Annotated in this window: 17 protein-coding genes and 1 pseudogene; 14 read left to right on the top strand and 4 right to left on the bottom strand. The window is 70.9% G+C overall.

Going from position 1 to position 21,857, the window contains the following annotated elements:
* Positions 1-142: 142 nt before the first annotated feature.
* Complete coding sequence (acs, locus tag G3I54_RS28610) at positions 143-2,140, bottom strand: acetate--CoA ligase (RefSeq protein ID WP_164618527.1); 1,998 nt, start codon at positions 2,138-2,140, stop codon at positions 143-145.
* 395 nt (positions 2,141-2,535) lie between these two features.
* On the opposite strand from acs, the gene G3I54_RS28605 reads away from it, so the two are divergent.
* Positions 2,536-3,897 carry a hypothetical protein gene (locus tag G3I54_RS28605; protein ID WP_164618525.1) on the top strand — a complete coding sequence of 454 codons (1,362 nt, stop codon included), beginning with the start codon at positions 2,536-2,538 and terminating at the stop codon, positions 3,895-3,897.
* Positions 3,898-4,137: 240 nt separating this feature from the next.
* On the opposite strand, the gene G3I54_RS28600 is transcribed toward G3I54_RS28605, so the two are convergent.
* Entirely contained in the window at positions 4,138-5,133 is a 996-nt protein-coding gene (locus G3I54_RS28600) for an ATP-binding protein (protein WP_137235144.1), read from the bottom strand.
* 102 nt (positions 5,134-5,235) lie between these two features.
* Here G3I54_RS28600 and G3I54_RS28595 point away from each other — a divergent pair, with 102 nt between their 5' ends.
* Positions 5,236-6,060: an oxidoreductase gene (locus G3I54_RS28595; protein WP_164618523.1), complete on the top strand. Its 825-nt coding sequence runs from the start codon at positions 5,236-5,238 to the stop codon at positions 6,058-6,060.
* 524 nt (positions 6,061-6,584) lie between these two features.
* On the opposite strand, the gene G3I54_RS28590 is transcribed toward G3I54_RS28595, so the two are convergent.
* Positions 6,585-7,433, bottom strand: coding sequence for an HAD-IB family hydrolase (locus tag G3I54_RS28590; RefSeq protein WP_137235146.1), 849 nt, complete (start codon positions 7,431-7,433; stop codon positions 6,585-6,587).
* Between the two features lie 500 nt (positions 7,434-7,933).
* Between G3I54_RS28590 and ssd the strand changes: the two genes are divergently transcribed.
* The 8 genes and pseudogenes from ssd (at position 7,934) to G3I54_RS28550 (ending at position 14,211) form a co-directional block, all read left to right on the top strand.
* A complete protein-coding gene (ssd, locus tag G3I54_RS28585) occupies positions 7,934-9,070 on the top strand; it encodes a septum site-determining protein Ssd (protein WP_164618521.1) in 1,137 nt (378 codons plus the stop codon).
* The gene (locus G3I54_RS28580) at positions 9,067-10,215 is read left to right on the top strand and encodes a TadA family conjugal transfer-associated ATPase (RefSeq protein ID WP_164618519.1); all 1,149 of its coding nucleotides are present in this window, start codon (positions 9,067-9,069) and stop codon (positions 10,213-10,215) included. The genes ssd and G3I54_RS28580 overlap by 4 nt, the downstream gene beginning before the upstream one ends.
* Positions 10,212-11,132 carry a type II secretion system F family protein gene (locus tag G3I54_RS28575; protein ID WP_343240451.1) on the top strand — a complete coding sequence of 307 codons (921 nt, stop codon included), beginning with the start codon at positions 10,212-10,214 and terminating at the stop codon, positions 11,130-11,132. The genes G3I54_RS28580 and G3I54_RS28575 overlap by 4 nt, the downstream gene beginning before the upstream one ends.
* Positions 11,129-11,971 carry a type II secretion system F family protein gene (locus tag G3I54_RS28570; RefSeq protein WP_164618516.1) on the top strand — a complete coding sequence of 281 codons (843 nt, stop codon included), beginning with the start codon at positions 11,129-11,131 and terminating at the stop codon, positions 11,969-11,971. Before G3I54_RS28575 ends, G3I54_RS28570 begins: the two co-directional genes overlap by 4 nt.
* Before the next feature lie 112 nt (positions 11,972-12,083).
* Complete coding sequence (locus G3I54_RS28565) at positions 12,084-12,350, top strand: DUF4244 domain-containing protein (RefSeq protein WP_164618514.1); 267 nt, start codon at positions 12,084-12,086, stop codon at positions 12,348-12,350.
* A 115-nt stretch (positions 12,351-12,465) separates the two neighbouring features.
* Positions 12,466-12,834 (top strand): TadE family type IV pilus minor pilin, encoded by a 369-nt coding sequence (locus tag G3I54_RS28560; RefSeq protein WP_164618512.1) that lies wholly within the window; start codon positions 12,466-12,468, stop codon positions 12,832-12,834.
* Positions 12,835-13,058: 224 nt separating this feature from the next.
* Positions 13,059-13,388 (top strand): annotated as a pseudogene (locus G3I54_RS28555) (Rv3654c family TadE-like protein); the annotation flags it as partial.
* 262 nt (positions 13,389-13,650) lie between these two features.
* On the top strand, positions 13,651-14,211 hold the full coding sequence (locus tag G3I54_RS28550) for a TlpA disulfide reductase family protein (protein WP_343240450.1): 561 nt from the start codon (positions 13,651-13,653) through the stop codon (positions 14,209-14,211).
* 62 nt (positions 14,212-14,273) lie between these two features.
* On the opposite strand, the gene G3I54_RS28545 is transcribed toward G3I54_RS28550, so the two are convergent.
* Positions 14,274-16,778 (bottom strand): DEAD/DEAH box helicase, encoded by a 2,505-nt coding sequence (locus G3I54_RS28545; RefSeq protein WP_164618510.1) that lies wholly within the window; start codon positions 16,776-16,778, stop codon positions 14,274-14,276.
* A 79-nt stretch (positions 16,779-16,857) separates the two neighbouring features.
* On the opposite strand from G3I54_RS28545, the gene G3I54_RS28540 reads away from it, so the two are divergent.
* The 4 genes from G3I54_RS28540 to G3I54_RS28525 all read left to right on the top strand — a co-directional run bounded on the left by G3I54_RS28540 (position 16,858) and on the right by G3I54_RS28525 (position 21,817).
* Positions 16,858-17,211 (top strand): STAS domain-containing protein, encoded by a 354-nt coding sequence (locus G3I54_RS28540; RefSeq protein WP_003967428.1) that lies wholly within the window; start codon positions 16,858-16,860, stop codon positions 17,209-17,211.
* 199 nt (positions 17,212-17,410) lie between these two features.
* Positions 17,411-17,881: an ATP-binding protein gene (locus G3I54_RS28535; protein WP_164618508.1), complete on the top strand. Its 471-nt coding sequence runs from the start codon at positions 17,411-17,413 to the stop codon at positions 17,879-17,881.
* A 415-nt stretch (positions 17,882-18,296) separates the two neighbouring features.
* Positions 18,297-20,726: a sodium-translocating pyrophosphatase gene (locus G3I54_RS28530; protein ID WP_164618506.1), complete on the top strand. Its 2,430-nt coding sequence runs from the start codon at positions 18,297-18,299 to the stop codon at positions 20,724-20,726.
* Between the two features lie 377 nt (positions 20,727-21,103).
* The gene (locus tag G3I54_RS28525; RefSeq protein ID WP_164618504.1) at positions 21,104-21,817 is read left to right on the top strand and encodes a small secreted protein; all 714 of its coding nucleotides are present in this window, start codon (positions 21,104-21,106) and stop codon (positions 21,815-21,817) included.
* The last annotated feature ends 40 nt before the right edge of the window (positions 21,818-21,857 follow it).

Genomic DNA, 21,857 nt, shown 5'->3' with positions numbered 1-21,857 from the left:
CCCGGGCCGTACGCCCGATGGGCATCCGGCGCGTTGCCGGATGCCCATCGGAGCCGTACTCGTGCGTGGTGGTTCTGCGGTGCCGGTCCTCGAGCCGTCGGTCCTCGGGCCCTCAGTCCTCCGGCTGTCAGTCCTCCAGCCGTCAGTCCTCGGACGAGGAGGACGGCAGCTGGGTGGTGATCAGGTCCATCACCGAGGAGTCGGTCAGCGTCGTGACGTCGCCCAGCTCGCGGTTCTCGGCGACATCGCGCAGCAGCCGGCGCATGATCTTGCCGGAGCGGGTCTTCGGCAGCTCGGCGACCGGCAGCACCCGCTTGGGCTTCGCGATCGGGCCGAGCGTCGCGCCGACGTGGTTGCGCAGGTCCGCGACCAGTTCGTCGGAGGCGGTCGCCGTACCGCGCAGGATCACGAACGCCACGATGGCCTGGCCGGTCGTCTCGTCGGCCGCGCCGACCACGGCGGCCTCGGCGACCGACGGGTGGGAGACGAGGGCGGACTCGACCTCGGTGGTCGAGATGTTGTGACCGGAGACGAGCATGACGTCGTCGACCCGGCCGAGCAGCCAGATGTCGCCGTCCTCGTCCTTCTTCGCACCGTCGCCCGCGAAGTACTTGCCCTCGAAGCGCGACCAGTAGGTGTCGATGAAGCGCTGGTCGTCGCCCCAGATGGTGCGGAGCATGGAGGGCCACGGCTCGGTGAGGACGAGGTAGCCGCCCCCGCCGTCCGGCACCTCGTTGGCGTCGTCGTCCACGACGGTGGCGGAGATGCCCGGCAGCGCGCGCTGGGCGCTTCCCGGCTTCGTGTCCGTCACACCGGGCAGCGGCGAGATCATCATCGCGCCGGTCTCGGTCTGCCACCAGGTGTCCACGATCGGGCACTTGTCGGCGCCGATGTTCTTCCGGTACCACATCCACGCCTCGGGGTTGATCGGCTCACCGACCGAACCGAGGACCCGGAGGCTGCTCAGGTCGAACTTCGCGGGGATGTCGTCGCCCCACTTCATGAACGTACGGATCGCCGTCGGCGCGGTGTAGAGGATCGTGACGCCGTACTTCTGCACGATCTCCCAGAACCGGCCCTGGTGCGGGGTGTCGGGCGTGCCCTCGTACATGACCTGCGTCGCGCCGTTGGCCAGCGGCCCGTAGACGATGTACGAGTGCCCGGTGACCCAGCCGATGTCGGCGGTGCACCAGTAGACGTCGGTCTCCGGCTTGAGGTCGAAGACCGCGTTGTGCGTGTACGCGGCCTGCGTGAGGTAGCCGCCGGAGGTGTGCAGGATGCCCTTCGGCTTACCCGTGGTGCCCGAGGTGTAGAGGATGAAGAGCGGCTGCTCCGCCTCGAAGGCCTCGGGGGTGTGCTCGGCGGACTGCCGGGCGGTGATCTCGTGCCACCAGACGTCGCGGCCCTCGGTCCACGCGGTGTCCTGGCCGGTGCGGCGGACGACGAGGACGTGCTCGACGTTCTCGAAGCGGGAGACGGCGTCGTCGACGGCGGGCTTGAGCGCGGACGGCTTGCCGCGGCGGTAGCCGCCGTCGGCCGTGATGACGACCTTGGCGTCCGCGTCCTTGATACGGGCGGCGATGGCGTCGGCGGAGAAGCCGCCGAAGACCACGGAGTGCGCGGCGCCGATGCGGGCGCAGGCCAGCATCGCGACGGCGGCCTCGGGGATCATCGGCAGGTAGACGGCGACCCGGTCGCCCTTGCCGACGCCCAGCTCGGTCAGCGCGTTGGCGGCCCGGGAGACCTCGTCCTTCAGCTCCGCGTAGGTGATGGCCCGGCTGTCGCCCGGCTCGCCCTCGAAGTGGATGGCGACCCGGTCGCCGTTGCCCGCCTCGACGTGGCGGTCCACGCAGTTGTACGCGACGTTCAGCTCGCCGTCCGCGAACCACTTCGCGAAGGGCGGGTTGCTCCAGTCGAGGGTCTCGGTCGGCTCGGTGGCCCACGTCAGGCGGCGGGCCTGCTCGGCCCAGAAGCCCAGCCGGTCCGCCTCGGCCTGCTCGTACGCCTCTGCGGTGACGTTGGCGTTGGCGGCCAGCTCGGCAGGCGGAGCGAATTTCCGCTCTTCCCGAAGCAGGTTGGCCAGGCTCTCGTTGCTCACGACTTCTCCCAGTCCCAGGGTGTCCGTTGTGTCCCGGGGCATAGCTCATCAGGCGCGAGGCCGGGTGACAAGTGTCTGCCGGGAATTGGTTTAGACCTGTGTCTTCGTGTATGGAGCCATGATCCCGTTCCGCGGTCGAGGGCCGCCGTACGACGCGTGGCGCACGGCAGTTGCGTCCCCGCGGGGGTGCGCCGGGGCGTGTGTCGGGCGGGGTGCGTCGTGCGTCGTGCGGGGTACGGAACGGGGTCGTCTGGTTGCACGGGCCCGGGGCCCGTCCGGTTCAGGCCGGAGGCGTTCGGGCTAGTTGATAACTCTTATCAGTGAATAAGAAGCTTTTCATTCGGTATGTCGCTCTTCCTGTAGGGAATCGCGTGCGAATTTGGCCGCGCCGTGTCGGCACTTCAACGCAAATAACCTGCAAGGAAGAGGGTGGGCGGATGATGGCCGCCACGAAGAGGATCGCCTTGGGCGTCATGACCACGGCCCTGGTCGCCGTTCTCGCGGGCTGTTCCGGAGCGGGATCCGGCTCCGGAGGGGGCGCGTCCGGGGGTTCGGGAGCCGACGCGGAGAAGGGCGCCCACGGAGCCAAGGAGAACCCGCCGGCCGCCGCCCCGAAGAACGCGGTCAAGCTCATCGGGGACGGGTCCACCGCCTTCACCGGGGTCCAGCCGAAGATGCCGGCCGCCAAGCGCCTGGCGCCCGGCGAGAAGCCGCCGCAGTTCGTGGTGTTCTCCTGGGACGGCGCCGGAGAGGACAGCCAGAAGCTCTTCTCGCACTTCCGCGGTGTGGCCAAGAAGTACAACGCCAACATGACGTACTTCCTCAGTGGCGTGTACCTGCTGCCGGAGGACAAGAAGGACCTCTACAACCCGCCCCAGCACGCGCCGGGCCGTTCCGACATCGGCTTCAACGACACCGAGGGCATCCGCAACACCCTCGCCGAGGTGCGTGCCGCCTGGCAGGACGGCAACGAGATCGGCACCCACTTCAACGGCCACTTCTGCGGCGCGGACGGTGGCGTCGGGACCTGGTCCGTCGATGAGTGGAAGAGCGAGATCAGCCAGGCGAAAGCTTTCGTCAAGAGCTGGAAGACCAACACTCCGGAGCTGAAGGGCGAGGCCCCGCTCCCCTTCGACTACGACAAGGAACTGGTCGGCGCCCGCACCCCCTGCCTCGAAGGCCAGAAGAACATGGTCGCCGCCGCCCGGACCATGGGCTTCCGCTACGACTCCAGCGGTGTCGGCAACCAGGTCTGGCCCCAGAAGAAGGACGGGGTCTGGGACATTCCGCTCCAGCTCGTCCCGATGCCCGGCCGCGCCTTCGAGACCCTCTCGATGGACTACAACTTCATGGTCAACCAGTCCGGCACGGCCACCCAGGGCGACCCCTCCCAGCACGAGTACTGGGGGAACCAGATGCGGGACGGGCTGCTTCAGGCCTTCGACCGCTCGTACAACGGCAACCGGGCGCCCCTGATCATCGGCAACCACTTCGAGTCCTGGAACGGCGGCACCTATATGCGCGCCATCGAGGAGACCATCGCGAAGGTGTGCCCCCAGGAGGGCGTGCGCTGTGTGTCGTTCCGGCAGCTCGCCGACTGGCTGGACGCCCAGGACCCGAAGACGCTGGCCAAGCTGACCACGCTCGGCGTCGGCGAGGCGCCGAAGACGGGCTGGTCCTCCTACCTCGGCACCCAGGCGGCCGCCGTGCCGCCCGCGGAGAAGGGCACGAACGCGGGCACGGAGAAGGGTGCCGCTGGTTCGGACCCGGCAGGAGCCGCCGGCCGGAACAACGGCTGAATCACGCCCCACGCGTTCGCCGGCCACTTTGCCCCGTGGCCGGCGAACGCGTCGTATCGAGCCCGAACGTGCCGAACCGAGCACCGAACGCGGCGGTCGGCGCACGGCGGCCGAGCAGCGCGGGGCGGTGAATACGGTGGCGGCACCCGCGCGGCGGTGAGTGTGGCGGCGGCACGCGCGGCGGTGAATGCGGTGGCGGCACGCGCGCGGCGGTGATCCGGGTGGTCCCCGCGTGACGTGTCAGGCGGGTGCCGTGACGCCCGCTCCGGCGTACCGCTCGTCGAGCACGAAGGCCGGGTCGACCTGGGCGGCCAGGTCGGCTCCGGTCTTCTCGTTGCCCCAGCTCTCGGCGTTCTTCAGGTGGAAGTGCACCATCTGGCGCGTGTAGCGCTCCCAGTCGCGCAGCCCGTACGAGTCCTCGGCGGCGTCCTGCAGCGCCTGCAGGGCCATCCGGTTGTCGGCCTCCAACAGCTCGAACCTGGACGGCCGCCCCTTCTCCATCGACCGTACCCAGTCGGAGTGACCGACCCCGATCAGCAGGTCGTCGCCGACCTCCGCGCGCAGGAACTCCAGGTCGTCCGGGCCCTGCACCTTGTTCCCGACGACCTTCAGGGCGACGCCGAAGTCGCGGGCGTACTCCTTGTACTGGCGGTACACCGACACCCCCTTACGGGTCGGCTCCGCGACCAGGAACGTCATGTCGAAGCGCGTGAACATGCCCGACGCGAACGAGTCCGAGCCCGCCGTCATGTCGACCACGACGTAGTCGTCGGGACCGTCGACCAGGTGGTTGAGGCAGAGCTCCACGGCCCCGACCTTGGAGTGGTAGCAGGCCACTCCGAGATCGGACTCCGTGAAGGGGCCCGTCGCCATCAGCCGGACGTCCCCGTCGTCGAGCCGCACCGTACGCGCACAGGCCTCGAAGATCGGGTTGTCCTCGTGGACCCGCAGCAGCCGGGAGCCCTCGCCGGGCGGAGTCGTCTTGATCATGGTCTCGGCGGAAGCGATACGGGGGTTGGAGCCCCGCAGATAGTCCTTGATGAGGGGGAGGTGCGCGCCCATGGCGGGCAGCGCGGCGGCCTCCGCCTCGTCCAGGCCGAGAGCGGCCCCCAGGTGCTGGTTGATATCGGCGTCCACGGCGATGACGTGGGCTTCGTTGGCGGCGAGGTGGCGGATGAAGAGCGAGGACAGCGTGGTCTTTCCGCTGCCGCCCTTCCCGACGAAAGCGATCTTCATGTTCACCTAGGGTAGCGGTTCGATTGCGGTGTGCTGTCACAGTTCGTGAAGAAGGCCACTTGAGGGTGGTCCGGGTGGGGCGGGCGCGTAGCCTCGCTACTTATGAGTACGACTGCCTCAGACCCGCTTGCCGCGCTCGGTTCCCTGCCCGGCGTGCCCGATGCCGTGGACTCCGTGCGCAAGGCCGTCGACCGGGTCTACGGTCACCGCGTCATGCGGCGCCGCAGCAATGAGGTCACGGCCGAAGCCGCACTGCGAGGTTCTCGTGGTTCGGCCGCACTGGCCGGTGCCGACTGGAATCTCGAAGAGGTGCGTCGGCGCACCGACTTCAGCGGTGAGGACGAGGCACGCGTGGTCGGCGCCGCGCTGCGCCTCACCGCGGAGGCGGGGCAACTCCTCTCCATCTGGCGGCAGTCGCCGCTGCGGGTGCTGGCTCGGTTGCATCTGGTGGCGGCCGGCGGGGCGGCTCCCGACGACGCGGTGGGGCGTCCGCGTCTGGCGGGCGAATCCGTCGACGAGCCGCTGATCGAGGCGCCGCTGCCCGGGGCCGAGGAGGTCGCCGGGCGACTCGAAGGGCTCTCGCAGCTGATCATCGCGGGTGGCAGTGCCCCCGCCCTGGTCACGGCGGCCGTGGTGCACGGCGAACTGCTGGCGCTGCGCCCGTTCGGTTCGCACAACGGTCTGGTGGCCCGGACCGCCGAGCGCATCGTGCTGATCGGCAGCGGACTGGATCCGAAGTCGATCTGCCCGGCCGAGGTGGGGCACGCGGAACAGGGCCGGGCGGCCTATGTCGCGGCCTTCGAGGGCTACACGGCCGGAACCCCGGAGGGTATGGCCGCCTGGATCGCTCACTGCGGGCGCTCGATCGAGCTGGGTGTGCGCGAGTCGACCGCGGTGTGCGAGGCGCTTCAGCGCGGCGCGGCCTGAGGGTCCGGAGCGGCGGGCGTCGGGGGAAACCGATTCCCGGGCGGCCGACGGGCGATGGCCCGGAGCAAGGGTTGCGGCGGTATCGATGTGCGATACCGCCGCTGGCACGTCCGCCCAGTTACCAAGCGTCCTCGTAAATTGCCCATCAGGTCGGGTACTTTGCCCGTCACCTGGTGCGGCTGGCCCGTAATCGACGGGTCGACGTCGCGTGGGTGCTCGGCTTTCGTGCGCGGTCCGTGGGGCCGTTCTGCGTTACAGGTCATCCTCGCGGATGTCCTTGGTCTCGCGGGCCGTTAACCCCTTTGTACTCCAGGACCAGGGGAAGGGAAAGCCCTGGCCGCGCTTCTTTACTTTTAGGTTCAATCAAGGGCGAATCGGGCACCCGGTGAGAGTGCCCGGTTCAGACACCTGGTGCGGGTGCCTGAACCGGTCGACGGCGTCGGTCGAGGGGGCGTCTTGGTGGAGCGCCCCGGAAGAGTGCCTCACTCCACCTTGTGCTGCCCGCCCTGCCTGCCCCGCTCTGTCTATCCAGGCAGGGCGGCGCCGGCGGCGGTGCGGCGACGGCTGGCGTACCAGACCAGCCCCGCGGTGACGGCTGCCGCGCCGACCGCGGCCGCTGCCACGAGGGCGGGGCGGGGCGGCATCGAGAAGGCGGGCAGGCGCTGCTTGAGTCGGACCGGGCGGTTGAAGACGAGAATCGGCCACTCGCGAAGGGTCGCTTCGCGGCGCAGCGCGCGGTCGGGGTTGACCGCGTGCGGGTGGCCGACCGACTCCAACATCGGTACATCGGTCGCCGAGTCGCTGTAGGCGTAGCAGCGCGAAAGGTCGTACCCCTCCGAGACCGCGAGCGCCTTCACGGCCTCGGCCTTGGTCGGCCCGTAGGCGTAGTACTCGACCTCGCCCGTGAAGCAGCCGTCGTCGCCGACGACCATGCGCGTGGCGACGACACGGTCGGCCCCCAGCAACTCGCCGATGGGTTCGACGACTTCGGCACCCGAGGTCGAAACGATGACCACGTCGCGTCCTGCCGTGTGGTGTTCCTCGATGAGGGTGGCGGCCTCGTCGTAGATGATCGGGTCGATCAGGTCATGCAGGGTCTCGGCGACGATCTCCTTGACCTGCTGGACGTTCCACCCCTTGCAGAGGGCGGAGAGATATTCACGCATCCGCTCCATCTGGTCGTGATCGGCGCCTCCGGCGAGGAACACGAACTGTGCGTACGCAGTGCGCAGTACGGCGCGGCGGTTGATCAGTCCGCCTTGGTAGAAGGACTTGCTGAAGGTCAGCGTCGAAGACTTCGCAATGACCGTCTTGTCCAGGTCAAAGAAGGCTGCTGTGCGCGGCGAGAAGCAGTTTTCCACAACGCTGAGCATAGGGGCCCACCATTCGGCGTAAACTCCGGCGCGTGGGTTTGCCTGAGAAGGCCCTCGGGTACACCATGGAAGTCACGGATCGTTCGCGACCGTGCTAACCCGGTCCGACTCCTCCCCCCCCGAGTCGGCCGTGGGGACGACCCCCGCTCTCCCCCCCGGCGGGGGTCGTCGCATGTCCGGACGCGTTTTGGGGGCGGAAATCACCTGAGCCTCCTGTCCGGCCGGCGTCGGCCTGATCGTGCGAGCCGGGTGTCGTGCGACTCGTCTCGTCACAGTGTGTAGCCAAGGGGCTGCGCTCCGGAAGTCGCTGGTTCGGGTTACGGAGTTATTCACAACCCCGGGGTTGTCCACAGTTTTTCATCAAGATCCACATGTTTTTCCGCGGTGCTGCACGTTGATTCCACCCGCGAAGTCCGCGGGTGCCGGAATCGCGCATCTCGGAAACGCTCCGAGAACGCCGCGAACCGCACTGAAGGGGCAGTGAGAAGGGGGCGGAGATCGTGGCTGGATCCCTCGCAGGAGAAGGAGCGGCGGTCGCCGAGGGGCGGCGCGGAGGCCCGCTGATCGTGACGGAGGACGTGGAGCTGCTCGACGACCTGCTGCGGCTGTGCGCGGCGGCCGGAGCCGAGCCGGAGGTTCATCACGGGCCGCCCGGACGTCGTGGCGGCTGGGAGCGGGCTCCGATGGTGCTGGTGGGAGATGACGCCGCCGCGCGATGTCGGGGCGCCGGCCGCAGGAAGGGGGTGATGCTGGTCGGCCGGGACCAGGACGATCCGGACGTGTGGCGCCGGGCCGTGGAGATCGGGGCCGAATATGTGCTGCGACTGCCCGATTCCGAGGGCTGGCTCGTCGACCAGATCGCCAACGCCGCCGAAGGCGTGGGACGGCCCGCGCTAACCGTCGGCGTGATGGGCGGGCGGGGCGGCTCCGGCGCATCGACGCTGGCCTGTGCCCTTGCCGTGAGTGCGGCGAGGTCCGGTCGGCGGACGATGCTGATCGACGCCGACCCTTTGGGCGGCGGGATCGACGTCCTGCTCGGCGGCGAACGGACCGAAGGCATGCGGTGGCCGGATTTTGCGCAGTCGAAGGGGCGTCTCGGCGGCGGAGCCCTGGAGGACTCGCTGCCCGCGCTCCACGGGCTGCGGGTGCTGAGCTGGGGGCGGGACGATGAGGTGGTGATCCCGCCGCAGGCGATGCGGGCCGTGCTCGCCGCCGCGCGCCGACTCGGCGGGGTGGTGGTCGTGGACCTCCCGCGCCGGGTCGACGAGGGGGTCGCGGAAGCCCTGGCCCAACTCGATCTCGGCCTGCTCGTGGTGCCGGGTGAACTGCGCGCGGTCGCGGCGGCCAAGCGCGTCGCGTCCACGGCCGGAATGGTTCTCGACGACCTGCGGGTGGTGCCCCGGGGGCCGTATGCGTCAGGTCTGGACGGGCAGTGGGTCGCCCGGGCCATCGGCCTCCCGCTCGTCGGTGAACTCCCCTGGGAATCAGACCTTCTGGCCTCCCAGGACGCTGGCACCCCGCCCGGCGGCAGTGCCCGGGGCCCGCTGGCCCGGTTCTGTTCGGCCTTCTGGGAACAGGCGGCGGCGGCCGGCGACACGAGCCCCTTGACCGGCCCGCCCGGGGGAGGGACGGCATGACGGACGAACTGCTCGACGCCGTACGCCAGCGGCTGGCCCGCAGCGGCGTTGCTCCCACCCCGGCCGGAGTGGCCGCTGCTCTGCGGGCCCAGGGGCGGCTGCTGGGGGATGCCGAGGTGCTCGGAGCCGCGGCAGAGCTGCGGGGTGAGCTCGTCGGCACGGGAGTGCTGGAGCCGTTGCTCGCGGATCCGGAGGTGACCGATGTGCTGGTGTCCGCGCCGGACCGGGTGTGGGTGGACCGGGGCGGTGGTCTCCAACTGACGGGCGTCACCTTCTCGGACGCGGCGGCGGTCCGGCGGCTGGCCCAGCGCCTTGCCGCGGTGGCCGGCAGAAGGCTGGACGACGCACGGCCATGGGTGGACGCCCGACTGCCCGACGGCACCCGGATGCACGCCGTACTGCCCCCGGTGGCCGTCGGCTCCACCTGCCTCTCCCTGCGTGTGGTGCGGCCGCGGGCCTTCTCGCTCGCGGAGTTGGTGGACGCGGGCACGGTGCCGCCCGGCGGCGACCGGATCCTGCGGGCCCTCGTGGAAGCGCGGATCTCCTACGTGATCAGCGGCGGTACGGGGGCGGGTAAGACGACGCTCCTCGCCAGTCTGCTGGGCGCGGTGGGCGCGAACGAACGGATCGTGCTCGCCGAGGACTCCGCCGAGCTGCGGCCGGACCACCCGCATGTGGTCCGCCTGGAGTCTCGTCCGGCCAATCAGGAGGGCGCGGGCCGGGTGACGTTGCGGGATCTGGTGCGGCAGGCGCTGCGCATGCGGCCCGACCGGCTGGTGGTCGGAGAGGTGCGAGGCGCCGAAGTCACCCAGCTGTTGGCCGCGTTGAACACGGGACACGAAGGAGGGTGTGGCACGGTCCACGCGAACGCCGCCGAGCATGTCCCCGCCCGGCTGGAGGCGCTGGGTACCGCGGCCGGTCTTGACCGGGTCGCCCTGCACAGCCAGTTGGCGGCCGCGCTCTCGGTGGTCGTGCATCTCGTGCGGGACCGCGCGGGGCAACGGCGGGTCGCCGAGGTGCACGTCCTGGAGCGGGACGCGGCAGGTCTGGTCCTCACGGTGCCGGCCCTGAGCTGGGGCGTCGGTGGATTCGTTCCGGAGCGGGGATGGGAACGGCTGCGGTCGCTGATCGGAGGTGCCCTGTGACGGAGGGAACGTCCGCGTACGCGGCCCACGCGGTGGCTCTCTGCGCGGGTTCGGCGGTGTGGCTCGCGATGGTGAGGGATCCGGGGGTGAGGCGGGCGCGGGTGCTGTTCGTGGACGCTCCGCCCGTGTCACATCGGCGGTGGGGCCGGTGGCCACGGCTGCGTAAGGCCCTGGGGTGCGTGTCGGAATCGGTCCGGGGGCGTCGGGAGTGGTGGTGCGTACCGGTCGCGGTGCTGCTGGCGGTGCTGGGCGGCTCGGTGCTGCCGCTGGTCGCGGGGGCCGTGGCGGTCCCGTTGGTACGCCGTTGGCTGCGGAAGCGTGCCGGGGCGCGGGAGGCGGAGAAGGCGGCGACCGCGGTGGCGGCGTTGTGCGGAGCCGTGGTCGGTGAGCTGCGGGCCGGCCGTGAGCCGGGACAGGCGCTGCTCTTCGCACTGCGCGAGGGCTTGGCGGAGGACGGCCCATCGACGGCGGCCGCTACCGGCCGTCGGTTGGGGGAGGCGGAGGCAGCGGTGCTGGCGGCGGCGCGGTTCGGCGGCGATGTGCCGGCAGCGCTACGGCAGGCCGCGGCGGGCCCGGGGCTGGCGGGTCTGTCCGGGATGGCCGCGTGCTGGCGAGTGGCCGTGGACGGTGGGGCCGGCCTGGCCACCGGGCTGGAGCGCTTGGAGGCCGCGCTGCGGGAGGACCGGCGCAGACGGGAGGCGTTGCGCGCTCAACTGGCGGGAGCGTGGTCGACGGTCGTGGTCCTGGCGCTGCTCCCGGTCGCGGGTCTGGGGCTGGGCGCGGCCCTCGGAGCCGACCCCCTGCGCGTACTGCTGCACACCCCGGGCGGCCTGGCGTGTCTGGCAGCGGGGGCGTTCCTGGAGGCGGCCGGCCTGTTCTGGGCCTGCCGGATCGTGCGTGGAGGGGAGGCGGCGTGAACGTGGTGGGCGGAGAAGTTCTCCACAGCCTGGGGATGTCGGCGGCCGCACTGGGGTTGGCGGCGCAGCTGGCGGCAATGACCACCGCCAGGTACCGGAAGCGAGGGGTGCGCAGGCGGGGCGCGCTGCTGTTGGGCGCGGTCGCGGTGGCACGGCCAGGCAGGTGGAGCCGGATGACCGCACCGTTCCGGTCGAGCGCTGATTCGGGTCTTTCCGAGGCCGCTCGGCGGTGGGCGGCCCCGACCGGGGCCTGGCTCACCGGATGGATTCTGATCGGCGGCGTGATGGGCTGCGCCGTCGGTTCGGCCGCGGCGTACGGGACATGGCGGTGGCAGCGGACCCGGCCCCGGCCTGGCCCCGGCGGTGCCCATCCGGAGCGGGCCGTGATCGCCGGGCAGCTTCCGCTGGCCGCGGATCTGCTCGCCGCCTGTATCGCGGTCGGGGCAGGACCCCGGGAAGCGGCCGAGGAGGTAGGCGAGTCCATCGGCGGCCCGGTCGGTGACCGGCTCGCCCGAACCGCCGCCGAGATCCGCCTCGGCGGCGAACCGGCGGAGGCGTGGGGCCGGTTCGCGGAGATACCGGGCGCCGGCCCACTGGCCCGCTGTCTGCACCGGGCCGGCTCGACAGGGGCCCCGGCCGCGGAGCCGGTCGCCAGGCTGGCCGAATCGATGCGCGCCGAGCGCGCCGGTGCGGCGGTGGCGCGGGCGCAACGGGCCGGGGTGCTGATCACCGCTCCGGTCGGCCTCTGCTTCCTCCCCGCCTTCCTGGCGGTCGGGGTGGCGCCGGTGATCATCGGCCTGGCCGGCGACCTGCTTGCGTCCGGCCGGCCGGGCCGGTGAGCCGGCGCACGTCGCGCGACCGGCAGTGACCTGCTGGTCATTCACTTTCGCTCTCACTCACGGGTGTTCCGCTCGGGCACCCACTCGTCATCGATGCTCATCGGGGGATGAAATGGAAAAGAAGCTCTGGGACCGGACCGTCGACGCACTGCGCGAGGGACGGCTGTCCACAAGGGTGCCGGGCCTGCCGGCGAAGTGGTCCGCACGGTGGGAGGGGCGGCTCGGCCGGTCCGACCGAGGGATGACCACATCCGAGTACGCGGTGGGAACCATCGCGGCGTGCGCCTTCGCGGCGGTGCTCTACAAGGTGGTGAACAGCGGGCCGGTGCTGTCGGCGCTGCAGTCACTGGTCGAGGACGCGCTCGATGCGAAGTTCTGAGATCCCGTCGCGGCCGAGCCCGGGGAAGGGTCCCGTGGCGTCGGACGGCGACCTTCCCCGGGGGCGGCACCGGGGCCGGACCGGGAGCGGCTACGGGTGTGGTGACCGGGGCGCGGTGACCGCTGAGGCGGCTGTGGTGATCCCGGTGCTGGTGGCCTTCGTCATGTCGCTGCTGTGGGCGCTGATGGCGGCCTCGGATCAGATCCGCTGCGTGGACGCGGCGCGGGCGGGGGCACGGGCCGCGGCGCGTTCAGAGCCGGAGGCGGCGGTGCTGGAAGCCGCGCGTGACGCGGCGCCCCACGGTGCCCGGGTCGAGGTCGGGCGGGCGGGAGACCTGTGGCGGGTCCGGGTGGAGGCGCCGACCCCGGGGCCGGGCGTGCTGGCCCTGACGCTGAGCGCCGAGGCGGCATCCCTGGCGGAGGACACGGTGGGGGAAGCGGCGGGGCAGACGGTTGGGGAAACGGTGGGAGGTGCCGGGCTATGAGGGCGAGCGGGGGCGATGGCCGGGGGCCGAAAGGGGGTTGTCGTCAGGATGTGCCCCGACGGTGGTGCCGGTGCCGGTGCCGGTGCCGGGGCCGGGGGCGAGGCTGGGGCTGGGGGCAGGGCGCGAGCAAGGGCAGCGGTTTGGGTTTGGGTGTGGGGCGAGCCTTAGGCAGGAGGGTGGGCCGGGGCGTAGATCGGATCGTGGGTTGGAACGCGGGCCGGGGCTTGGGCCGGGGTGCGGATCGGGGTGTGGCGACGGTGTGGGTGGCTGTCACCGCGGCCAGTCTGTGCACCGTGTTCGCCGTGGTGCTCGCGCTGGGGCAGGCTGTGGCTGCCCGTCACCGGGCGGGCGGAGCCGCGGATCTGGCGGCCCTCGCGGCAGCGGACCGGGCGTTGGAAGGGGCGCCGGTGGCGTGCGAGGCGGCTCGGCGGGTAGCCCTGGCGCAGGGCGCCGTGATCGTTCACTGCGCGGTGCACGGGGAGATCGCCGATGTGACCGCCCGTTCGGGGTTCGGGCCCTACGAACCCGCCGTCAGAGCTCGGGCCGGGCCCCCGACCGCCTCCCGCGCCACAGCGGGCGAGGCAGATGAGGCAGACCAGGCCGATGAGGCAGCCCACACGGCCCGGACTCAGGTCGACCTGGACTCCCGGATCCGAGCGACCAGGACCCAGGCCGCTCGGGCCGCCCGGACGCGGGCCTACCGGGTCCGGCTGGTCGCCCGAGGGAACGACTGCTGGGCCGGTCGTTCGGCCCGCCCGGGTGCTTCGCGGCGGGCACCTGTGTCGGCCCGCGACCCCGGTGGCATCATCGACGAACGTGAAGACGCTACGGACCTCGGCCGCGGTGGCCATCCTGCTGGCCGCGCCGGCGGGATGCTCGACCTCGCCCCCGCCCGCGGACGGCGCCGGCGGGCCCGCGCCCCTGAAGTCGTACGCCCGCGCGGACCGGGTGGAGATGCCGGAGATGGCGGGGGAACGCGTCGACGGCGACGGGCGGTTCAGCCTGAAGGCGTTGCGGGGCAAGGTCGTCGTGGTCAACGCGTGGGCGTCGTGGTGCGGCCCGTGCCGTGCGGAGGCCCCCGGGCTCTCCCGGGTGCACGAGGAACTGCAGGGCAGGGGCCTGCGGGTGGTGGGGGTCAACGCGGATGTGTCGGTCGGCAAGGCTCGTGCCTTCGAGAAGGACGCGGAGCTCGTGTACCCGAGCCTGCACGATCCGCAGGGCCGGCAGCTCCTTCGGCTTCCGAAGGGCGTGGTGAACACCGCCGGATACCCGTTCACGATCATCGTCGACCCGGAGGGGCGGATCGCTGCGGCACGGATCGGAGCGATCGGCGAGACGGAGCTGAAGCGGCTGGTCGTGCCGCTGTTGCCTGCCTGACAGGGGATTCTGACGCCTCGTCGGCGGTCAGTTGTCCGGCGGCTCCCTCCCCGCCACCCCTTCTATCCGCTCTGTCCTCCGGCGGTTCGATCGTCCGGTTTCGTCGTTCCGTCCGGCTCCGGGGGCGCGGCCCTGAGGAGTTCGGTGAGCAGCCGTACGGCTCCGCGTTTGTGCAGGGGCTCGTTGCCGTTGCCGCACTTGGGGGACTGGATGCAGGAGGGGCAGCCCGCATCGCACTCGCAGGACGCGATGGCCTCCCGGGTCGCCGTCAGCCACGTACGGGCGGTGTGGAAGGCCCGTTCGGCGAATCCGGCGCCTCCTGGGTGGCCGTCGTACACGAAGACCGTCGGCAGCAGGGTGTCCGGGTGCAGCGGTACGGACACGCCGCCGATGTCCCAGCGGTCGCAGGTGGCGAAGAGCGGCAACAGCCCGATCGACGCGTGTTCGGCGGCGTGGAGCGCGCCGCCGAGGATCTCCGGGTTGATCCGGGCCGCGTCGAGCTGGTCCTCGGTAACCGTCCACCAGACGGCCCGGGTGCGCAGGGTGCGGGGCGGCAGGTCGAGTTTGGTCTCGCCCAGGACCTCCCCGGTGATCAGTTTCCGGCGGAGGAAGGAGACGACCTGGTTGGTGACCTCGACGGAGCCGTAGCAGAGCCGCCCCTGGCCCCAGGGGATCTCGGTGTCGGTCTCCAGGACGGTGATGGCCGTGGTGTCGCGGGCGACCGTCGAATACGGCGGGTCGGCCTGCTCGACCAGGGCCACGGAGTCCTCCAGGTCCAGTTTCCGGACCAGGTGGGTGCGGCCCTGGTGGAGATGGACGGCTCCCTCGTGGACGGACGTGTGGGCGGCGGCCGCGTCGACGGTGCCCAGCAGGCGGCCGGTGCCCTCCTCGACGATCTGGACGGGACGGCCGCCCCCGCCCCGGATGTCGGCGAGGTCGGCGGCCCGTTCGCGCCGGGTCCAGTGCCAGCCCGATGCCCGCTTGCGCAGCAGTTTCGCCGCCTCCAGCTGCGGCAGCAGCTCGGGCACGGCCGGGCCGAAGAGTGCGATGTCGGGCTCGGTGAGGGGCAGCTCGGCGGCTGCGGCGCAGAGGTGGGGGGCCAGGACGTAGGGGTTGTCCGGGTCCAGCACGGTCGACTCGACCGGCTGCCGGAACAGCGCCTCGGGGTGGTGCACCAGATAGGTGTCCAGCGGGTCGTCCCGGGCCACGAGAACGGCCAGGGCGCCCTGGCCCGAGCGGCCGGCGCGGCCCGCCTGCTGCCAGAGGGATGCCCGGGTGCCCGGGTAGCCGCAGATGACGACCGAGTCGAGGCCGGAGACGTCGATGCCGAGTTCCAGGGCGGTGGTGGCCGCCAGACCGAGCAGTTCGCCGGAGTGCAGCGCCCGCTCCAGGGCTCGGCGCTCCTCGGGAAGGTAGCCCCCGCGATAGGCGGCGACCCGCTTCGGCAGCGAACGGTCGACCTCCGCGAGGCGTTCCTTGGCGATCACCGAGATCAGCTCCGCGCCGCGCCGGGAACGTACGAAGGCGACCGAGCGGACGCCCTGGAGGGTCAGGTCGGTGAGCAGGTCGGCGGTCTCGGCCGTCGCGGTCCGGCGGATGGGGGCGCCCTTCTCGCCGTGCAGGTCGGTCAACGGGGGCTCCCAGAGGGCGAAGACCAGCTCGCCGCGCGGGGAGGCGTCGTCGGACACCTCCCGCACCGGCAGGCCCGTCAGACGCCCGGCTGCGACCGCGGGATCCGCAGCGGTGGCCGAGGCCAGCAGGAAGACCGGATCGGCCCCGTAGCGGGCGCACAGGCGGCGCAGACGGCGTAGCACCTGGGCGACGTGGGAGCCGAAGACGCCGCGGTAGGTGTGGCACTCGTCGATCACGACGAACCGCAGGGCGCGCAGAAAGGACGCCCAGCGGGGATGGGAGGGCAGTATTCCGCGATGCAGCATGTCGGGGTTGGTCAGGACGTAGTTCGCGTACTGCCGAACCCACTCGCGTTCCTCGACCGGGGTGTCGCCGTCGTAGACCGCGGGTCTGACGGCGTTGCCGAGCGGGGCCGCGAGCGCCTTCACCGAGCGCCGCTGGTCGGCTGCCAGGGCCTTGGTGGGGGCGAGGTAGAGGGCGGTGGCCCCACGGCCGTTCGGGGCCTCGGAGCCGTCCAGCAGGGTGCTGAGGACCGGCGCGAGGTACGCGAGCGACTTCCCGGAGGCCGTGCCGGTGGCGATCACGACGGATTCGCCGTCCAGCGCGTGCTCGGCGGCCGTCGCCTGATGCGCCCACGGATGGTCGATCCCGGCTTTTTCGATGGCCGAGATCACTTCTGGCCGGATGCGATCCGGCCAGATGGCATGGGTTCCCGATCGCGGGGGCAAGTGCTCCGTATGAGTGATGCGCGCGGCCCGGCCCGCCCCTGTGGCGAGCCGGTCGAGGATCATGGCGGGAGTGGGGCGCGAGCCCCTGCTCTCGGGTGGTCGTCCGGGACGGTGATTCTTGGCCATCGGCACCGAGTGTGTCACTGGCGTGACGGACAATGGTCCCAAGGCGTCGTGCATGGCTGCTGGTAAGTGATTGAATGCCATCGCGGCTGGCGATCCGTCCCCTGGCCTCCGTCGGGGAGACCGAGGGGCGACCGCTCGATAGCAAGGTGCTGGAGGATCCGTGGACCTGTCCCTGTCGACTCGCAATGTGTCCGGGCCTGGTGGCGACCGTACGGTCGTCGAGGTCGGTGGCGAGATTGATGTGTATACCGCGCCCAAGCTGCGCGAGCAGTTGGTCGAGTTGGTGAATGACGGCAGCTACCACCTGGTTGTCGACATGGAAGGCGTCGACTTCCTCGACTCCACCGGCCTCGGCGTGCTCGTGGGCGGCTTGAAGCGTGTCCGGGCCCATGAGGGCTCGTTGCGCCTGGTCTGCAACCAGGAGCGCATTCTCAAGATCTTCCGGATCACAGGTCTGACCAAGGTGTTCCCGATTCACACCACGGTCGACGAGGCTGTCGCCGCCACCGACTGAGGTCGGAGCAGGCCGGCCCTCGGGCCGGTCGGCAGGCAGTGAACAGGCCGGCAGCGGCAGCGCATGGGCCGTGACGGGCAGGCGGTCGACCCCAGGGTCGGCTGTCGGCTTTGTCGGCTTCCGGAGGAGAAGAGCAGGGGTGCCGGGCGACACGCCCGGGGCCCCTGAGGCGTACGCCCGAACGTTCGAGGGGGATGGCATGGCCACCGTTGAACTCCGCTTCAGCGCCCAGCCTGAACATGTCAGGACGGCCCGCCTGGTGGCGGCCGCCGTGGCGCGCCGGGCCGGCGTCGACGAGGCGGTGCTCGACGAGGTCAGGCTCGCCGTCGGCGAGGCGTGCAGTCGCGCGGTCGGGCTGCACCGCAGTCACGGCATCACCGCGCCGGTCAGCGTCGCGTTGACCGAGGAGGAGAAGGCGTTCTCCATCGAGGTCGGGGACAGCGTGCCCGGCCCTGGCGGCGATTCCGCCGAGCCCGGGGCGCATGACGCCGCCGGTGCTTCCGGAGCGGGACCGGACCGGCCCGACCCCGAGTCGGACGGTGAGGGCGAGGACGAGATGGGCCTCGCGGTCATCAGCGGTCTCGTCGACGACGTGGAGGTCCGTTCCGGTGCGGGCGGCGGAGTGATCCGTATGAGCTGGCCGACGGCCGTCGCCGCGGTGCGGCCCTGAGGCCAGTTGGCCGCTAGAACCTCAGCCCGTGCTCGTGAGCCGAGCCTGTGGCCCGCCCCTGCGCCGTCAAGCGCTGAGGTCCGCCCTTGCGTTCTCAGACGCTGACGCCCGCCCCTGCGCTCTCAGGTGCTGAGGTCCGGGGCTCCGAGGTTCCGGGCTCCGGGGGCCTGAGATTCGTGGGCCCGAGGTGTGCGCGTGATGTTTCGTTTTGCCGGGCCCTGCTGAGCAGGGCCTTTTTTCTTGAGGTCCGTCGCAGTAATGCTTCTGCCCTATTACTGCATTCGAGCAGGATCTCTCCGCTGATCTTTCGGCGTTGGGGGGAGAGCGATCAATTCTCTTCCCGCCCACTGTTTTGATCAGGTTCCGCTCCCTACAATCCGTCCACGACTTGAGCGCTGAGCGTCAAGGAGGACGTATGGCGGAGTTCTTCACCACCCCAATGGCAGCACTGACGCAAGAATCCGCATTTTCCGACCGGCCCGTCTCCCTCGCGGCGGCGGTACTCACGGACGGCAACCGGCTGATCGTCATCTTGGTGGCGGTCGTCGCCGTCGCCGCGCTGATCGTCGCCCAGCTGCTCGTACGCCAGGTCCTGGCGGCCGGCGAGGGCACCGAACGCATGAAGGAGATCGCCGCGGCGGTCCAGGAGGGCGCGAACGCCTATCTGGCCCGACAACTGCGCACGGTCGGTGTTTTCTCCGTCGTCGTGTTCTTCCTGTTGTTCCTGTTGCCGGCCGACAACTGGTCGCAGCGCGCGGGGCGTTCCCTCTTCTTCCTGGTGGGTGCGCTTTTCTCGGCGGCGACCGGATACATCGGCATGCGGCTCGCCGTACGGAGCAATGTGCGGGTGGCCGCGGCCGCGCGTGAGGCGACCCCGGCGGAGGGCGAACCGGAAAAGGATCTCACCGCCGTCTCGCACAAAGCGATGAAGATCGCTTTCCGCACCGGTGGCGTGGTCGGGATGATCACGGTGGGACTCGGTCTGCTCGGCGCCTCCTGTGTGGTGCTCGTCTATGCCGCCGACGCGCCCAAGGTGCTGGAGGGCTTCGGTCTCGGCGCGGCGCTGGTCGCCATGTTCATGAGGGTCGGCGGCGGGATCTTCACCAAGGCCGCCGACGTGGGCGCCGACCTGGTGGGCAAGGTGGAGCAGGGCATTCCGGAGGACGATCCGCGCAACGCCGCCACCATCGCCGACAACGTGGGCGACAACGTCGGTGACTGCGCGGGCATGGCCGCCGACCTCTTCGAGTCGTACGCCGTGACGCTCGTCGCCGCGCTCATCCTCGGCACGGCGGCGTTCGGCGACTCCGGTCTCGCCTTCCCGCTGATGGTTCCGGCGATCGGTGTCGTCACCGCGATGATCGGCATCTTCGCGGTCGCCCCGCGCCGCGCCGACCGCAGTGGGATGACCGCGATCAACCGGGGCTTCTTCATCTCGGCGGTGATCTCGCTCGCCCTGGTGGCCGTGGCCGCCTTCTCCTATCTGCCGTCCTCGTACGCCGAACTGGACGGGGTCACCGACGGGGCGATCGCCGGGCACGGCGGCGATCCGCGGATCTTCGCCCTGGTCGCGGTGGCCATCGGCATCGTCCTGGCCGCCCTCATCCAGCAGCTCACCGGCTACTTCACCGAGACCAACCGCCGTCCGGTCCGGGACATCGGGAAGTCCTCGCTCACCGGCCCGGCCACCGTGGTGCTCGCGGGCATCTCCATCGGCCTGGAATCGGCGGTCTACACCGCGCTGCTGATCAGCCTCGGCGTGTACGGGGCGTTCCTGCTGGGCGGTACGTCGATCATGCTGGCGCTCTTCGCGGTCGCGCTCGCCGGGACGGGGCTGCTCACCACGGTGGGCGTCATCGTGGCCATGGACACCTTCGGTCCGGTCTCCGACAACGCCCAGGGCATCGCCGAGATGTCCGGAGACGTCACGGGCGCCGGCGCCCAGGTGCTCACCGACCTGGACGCGGTCGGCAACACCACCAAGGCCATCACCAAGGGCATCGCCATCGCCACCGCCGTCCTGGCGGCGGCAGCGCTCTTTGGTTCCTACCGGGACGCCATCGCCAAGGCGGTCGACGAGGTCGGGGCGGGGGCGGGCGAGCTCGGTCTGAGCCTGGACATCTCGCAGCCCAACAACCTCGTCGGGCTGATCCTGGGAGCCGCGGTCGTCTTCCTGTTCTCCGGGCTCGCCATCAACGCGGTGTCGCGGTCCGCCGGGGCCGTGGTCTACGAGGTCAGGCGGCAGTTCCGCGAGCACCCCGGGATCATGGACTACTCGGAGAAGCCGGAGTACGGGCGCGTCGTCGACATCTGCACCCGCGACGCCCTGCGCGAACTGGCCACACCGGGCCTGCTCGCGGTGCTGGCGCCGATCGCGGTCGGCTTCACCCTCGGCGTCGGCGCGCTCGGCTCGTACCTCGCCGGCGCGATCGGCACCGGAACGCTGATGGCGGTGTTCCTCGCGAACTCCGGCGGCGCCTGGGACAACGCCAAGAAGCTCGTCGAGGACGGCCATCACGGTGGCAAGGGCAGCGAGGCCCATGCCGCGACCGTCATCGGCGACACGGTCGGCGACCCGTTCAAGGACACGGCGGGCCCGGCGATCAACCCGCTCCTCAAGGTGATGAACCTGGTCGCCCTGCTCATCGCTCCGGCGATCGTGCAGTTCAGCTATGGAGCGGACACGAATCCCTGGGTGCGGGCGCTGGTGTCCGTCATCGCCATCGGGATCATCGTCGTCGCGGTGTACGTCTCCAAGCGGCGGGGCATCGCCGTGGGCGACGACGAGGCCCCGGGCGGCGGCGGCCCCTCGGTCCCCGCGCCGGATCCCGCGGCGGCCCCGTGATCCGTACGTACGGGAGCGGCGCCGGGCTCGTCCGGGCCTGCCCGGTCCTGTCCGGGACCGCCCGGGGACCTGACGGGTGACGTGTGATCAGTGGGCAGGCGGGCGGCGCGTGCTGACGTGCCGTCCGCCCTCACGCCCGGTGTCCCCTGGTGTCCCCCGGTGTCCGCTGATGTCCGCGCAGGCGTGGGCCGATGATCAGGAGCAGCCTTTCGTGTGAGTTACCGCTCGTGCGTCCGATTCTCTGCACGAGTGGCATCTCCCTCATTTCCCTTGGTGCAAATGGCTTCAAAAGCGTGCACACCGGATGACCGGCACCCGGCTGTCGCCCCCTCGGCGTGTAAGTTCCGGGGCCGAGAGCCTTGGAAGGGACCAATCCGGTGAACAAGAAGCTTGCAGCCGCGCTGTCCGGCGGTGCGGTACTCGTACTGACGCTGTCGGGTTGCAGTGACGACAGCGACAACAAGGTCAACGACTGGGCCAAGAAGGTCTGCGACCAGGTTCAGCCGCAACTGCAGAAGATCGCCAACGCCAACGCCTCCATCCAGCAGCAGACCGCGGACAACAGCAAGCCCGCCGATGTCCAGAAGACCGACTCGGCCGCCTTCCAGCAGATCTCCCAGGCGTACAAGTCGCTGGGCGCCGCGGTGGACTCGGCGGGTCCGCCGCCGGTCGACGACGGTGAGACCACGCAGAAGGAGGCGGTGAAGGAGCTCAACGCCTCCTCCAAGGCGTACGCCGACCTCAAGACCGACGTCGACGCGCTCGACACCAAGGACCAGGCGAAGTTCGCCGACGGACTGAAGGGCATCGCCGACGAGCTGAACAAGATCAGCACCAGCGGTGACCAGGCTCTGAAGAAGCTCCAGTCCGGCGAGGTCGGCGTCGCGATGTCGAAGCAGAAGGGCTGCCAGAAGCCGACCGCGTCGACCGGCCCCTCCGGCTCCGGGGCGGCCGACGCCGACGCCGGCGCGTCCCCGGAGGCCTCGGCCCCCGAGAAGAAGGACTCGGCGGAGAAGGACTCGGCTGAGAAGGACTCCGAGAAGACCGAGAAGGATTCCGAGAAGAAGGACTCCGAGGAGAAGAAGGCCTGACCGCCTTTCTCCCGGCCCGGACACCCGGTGGGTGTCCGGG

The sequence above is a fragment of the Streptomyces sp. SID14515 genome, assembly GCF_010548505.1.
In the GTDB taxonomy this organism is placed as follows: Bacteria; Actinomycetota; Actinomycetes; order Streptomycetales; family Streptomycetaceae; genus Streptomyces; species Streptomyces caviscabies.
The sequence above is the reverse complement of the archived record's forward strand: the minus strand, read 5'-3'. Positions and strand labels throughout refer to the sequence as shown.

What these genes read in the sequence shown, in the direction of transcription:
- acs (WP_164618527.1), bottom strand. Translation starts at nt 2,140, where the DNA reads ATGCCCCGGGACACAACGGACACCCTGGGACTGGGAGAAGTCGTGAGC.
- G3I54_RS28605 (WP_164618525.1), top strand. Translation starts at nt 2,536, where the DNA reads ATGATGGCCGCCACGAAGAGGATCGCCTTGGGCGTCATGACCACGGCC.
- G3I54_RS28600 (WP_137235144.1), bottom strand. Translation starts at nt 5,133, where the DNA reads ATGAAGATCGCTTTCGTCGGGAAGGGCGGCAGCGGAAAGACCACGCTG.
- G3I54_RS28595 (WP_164618523.1), top strand. Translation starts at nt 5,236, where the DNA reads ATGAGTACGACTGCCTCAGACCCGCTTGCCGCGCTCGGTTCCCTGCCC.
- G3I54_RS28590 (WP_137235146.1), bottom strand. Translation starts at nt 7,433, where the DNA reads ATGCTCAGCGTTGTGGAAAACTGCTTCTCGCCGCGCACAGCAGCCTTC.
- G3I54_RS28580 (WP_164618519.1), top strand. Translation starts at nt 9,067, where the DNA reads ATGACGGACGAACTGCTCGACGCCGTACGCCAGCGGCTGGCCCGCAGC.
- G3I54_RS28565 (WP_164618514.1), top strand. Translation starts at nt 12,084, where the DNA reads ATGGAAAAGAAGCTCTGGGACCGGACCGTCGACGCACTGCGCGAGGGA.
- G3I54_RS28545 (WP_164618510.1), bottom strand. Translation starts at nt 16,778, where the DNA reads ATGGCATTCAATCACTTACCAGCAGCCATGCACGACGCCTTGGGACCA.
- G3I54_RS28535 (WP_164618508.1), top strand. Translation starts at nt 17,411, where the DNA reads ATGGCCACCGTTGAACTCCGCTTCAGCGCCCAGCCTGAACATGTCAGG.
- G3I54_RS28530 (WP_164618506.1), top strand. Translation starts at nt 18,297, where the DNA reads ATGGCGGAGTTCTTCACCACCCCAATGGCAGCACTGACGCAAGAATCC.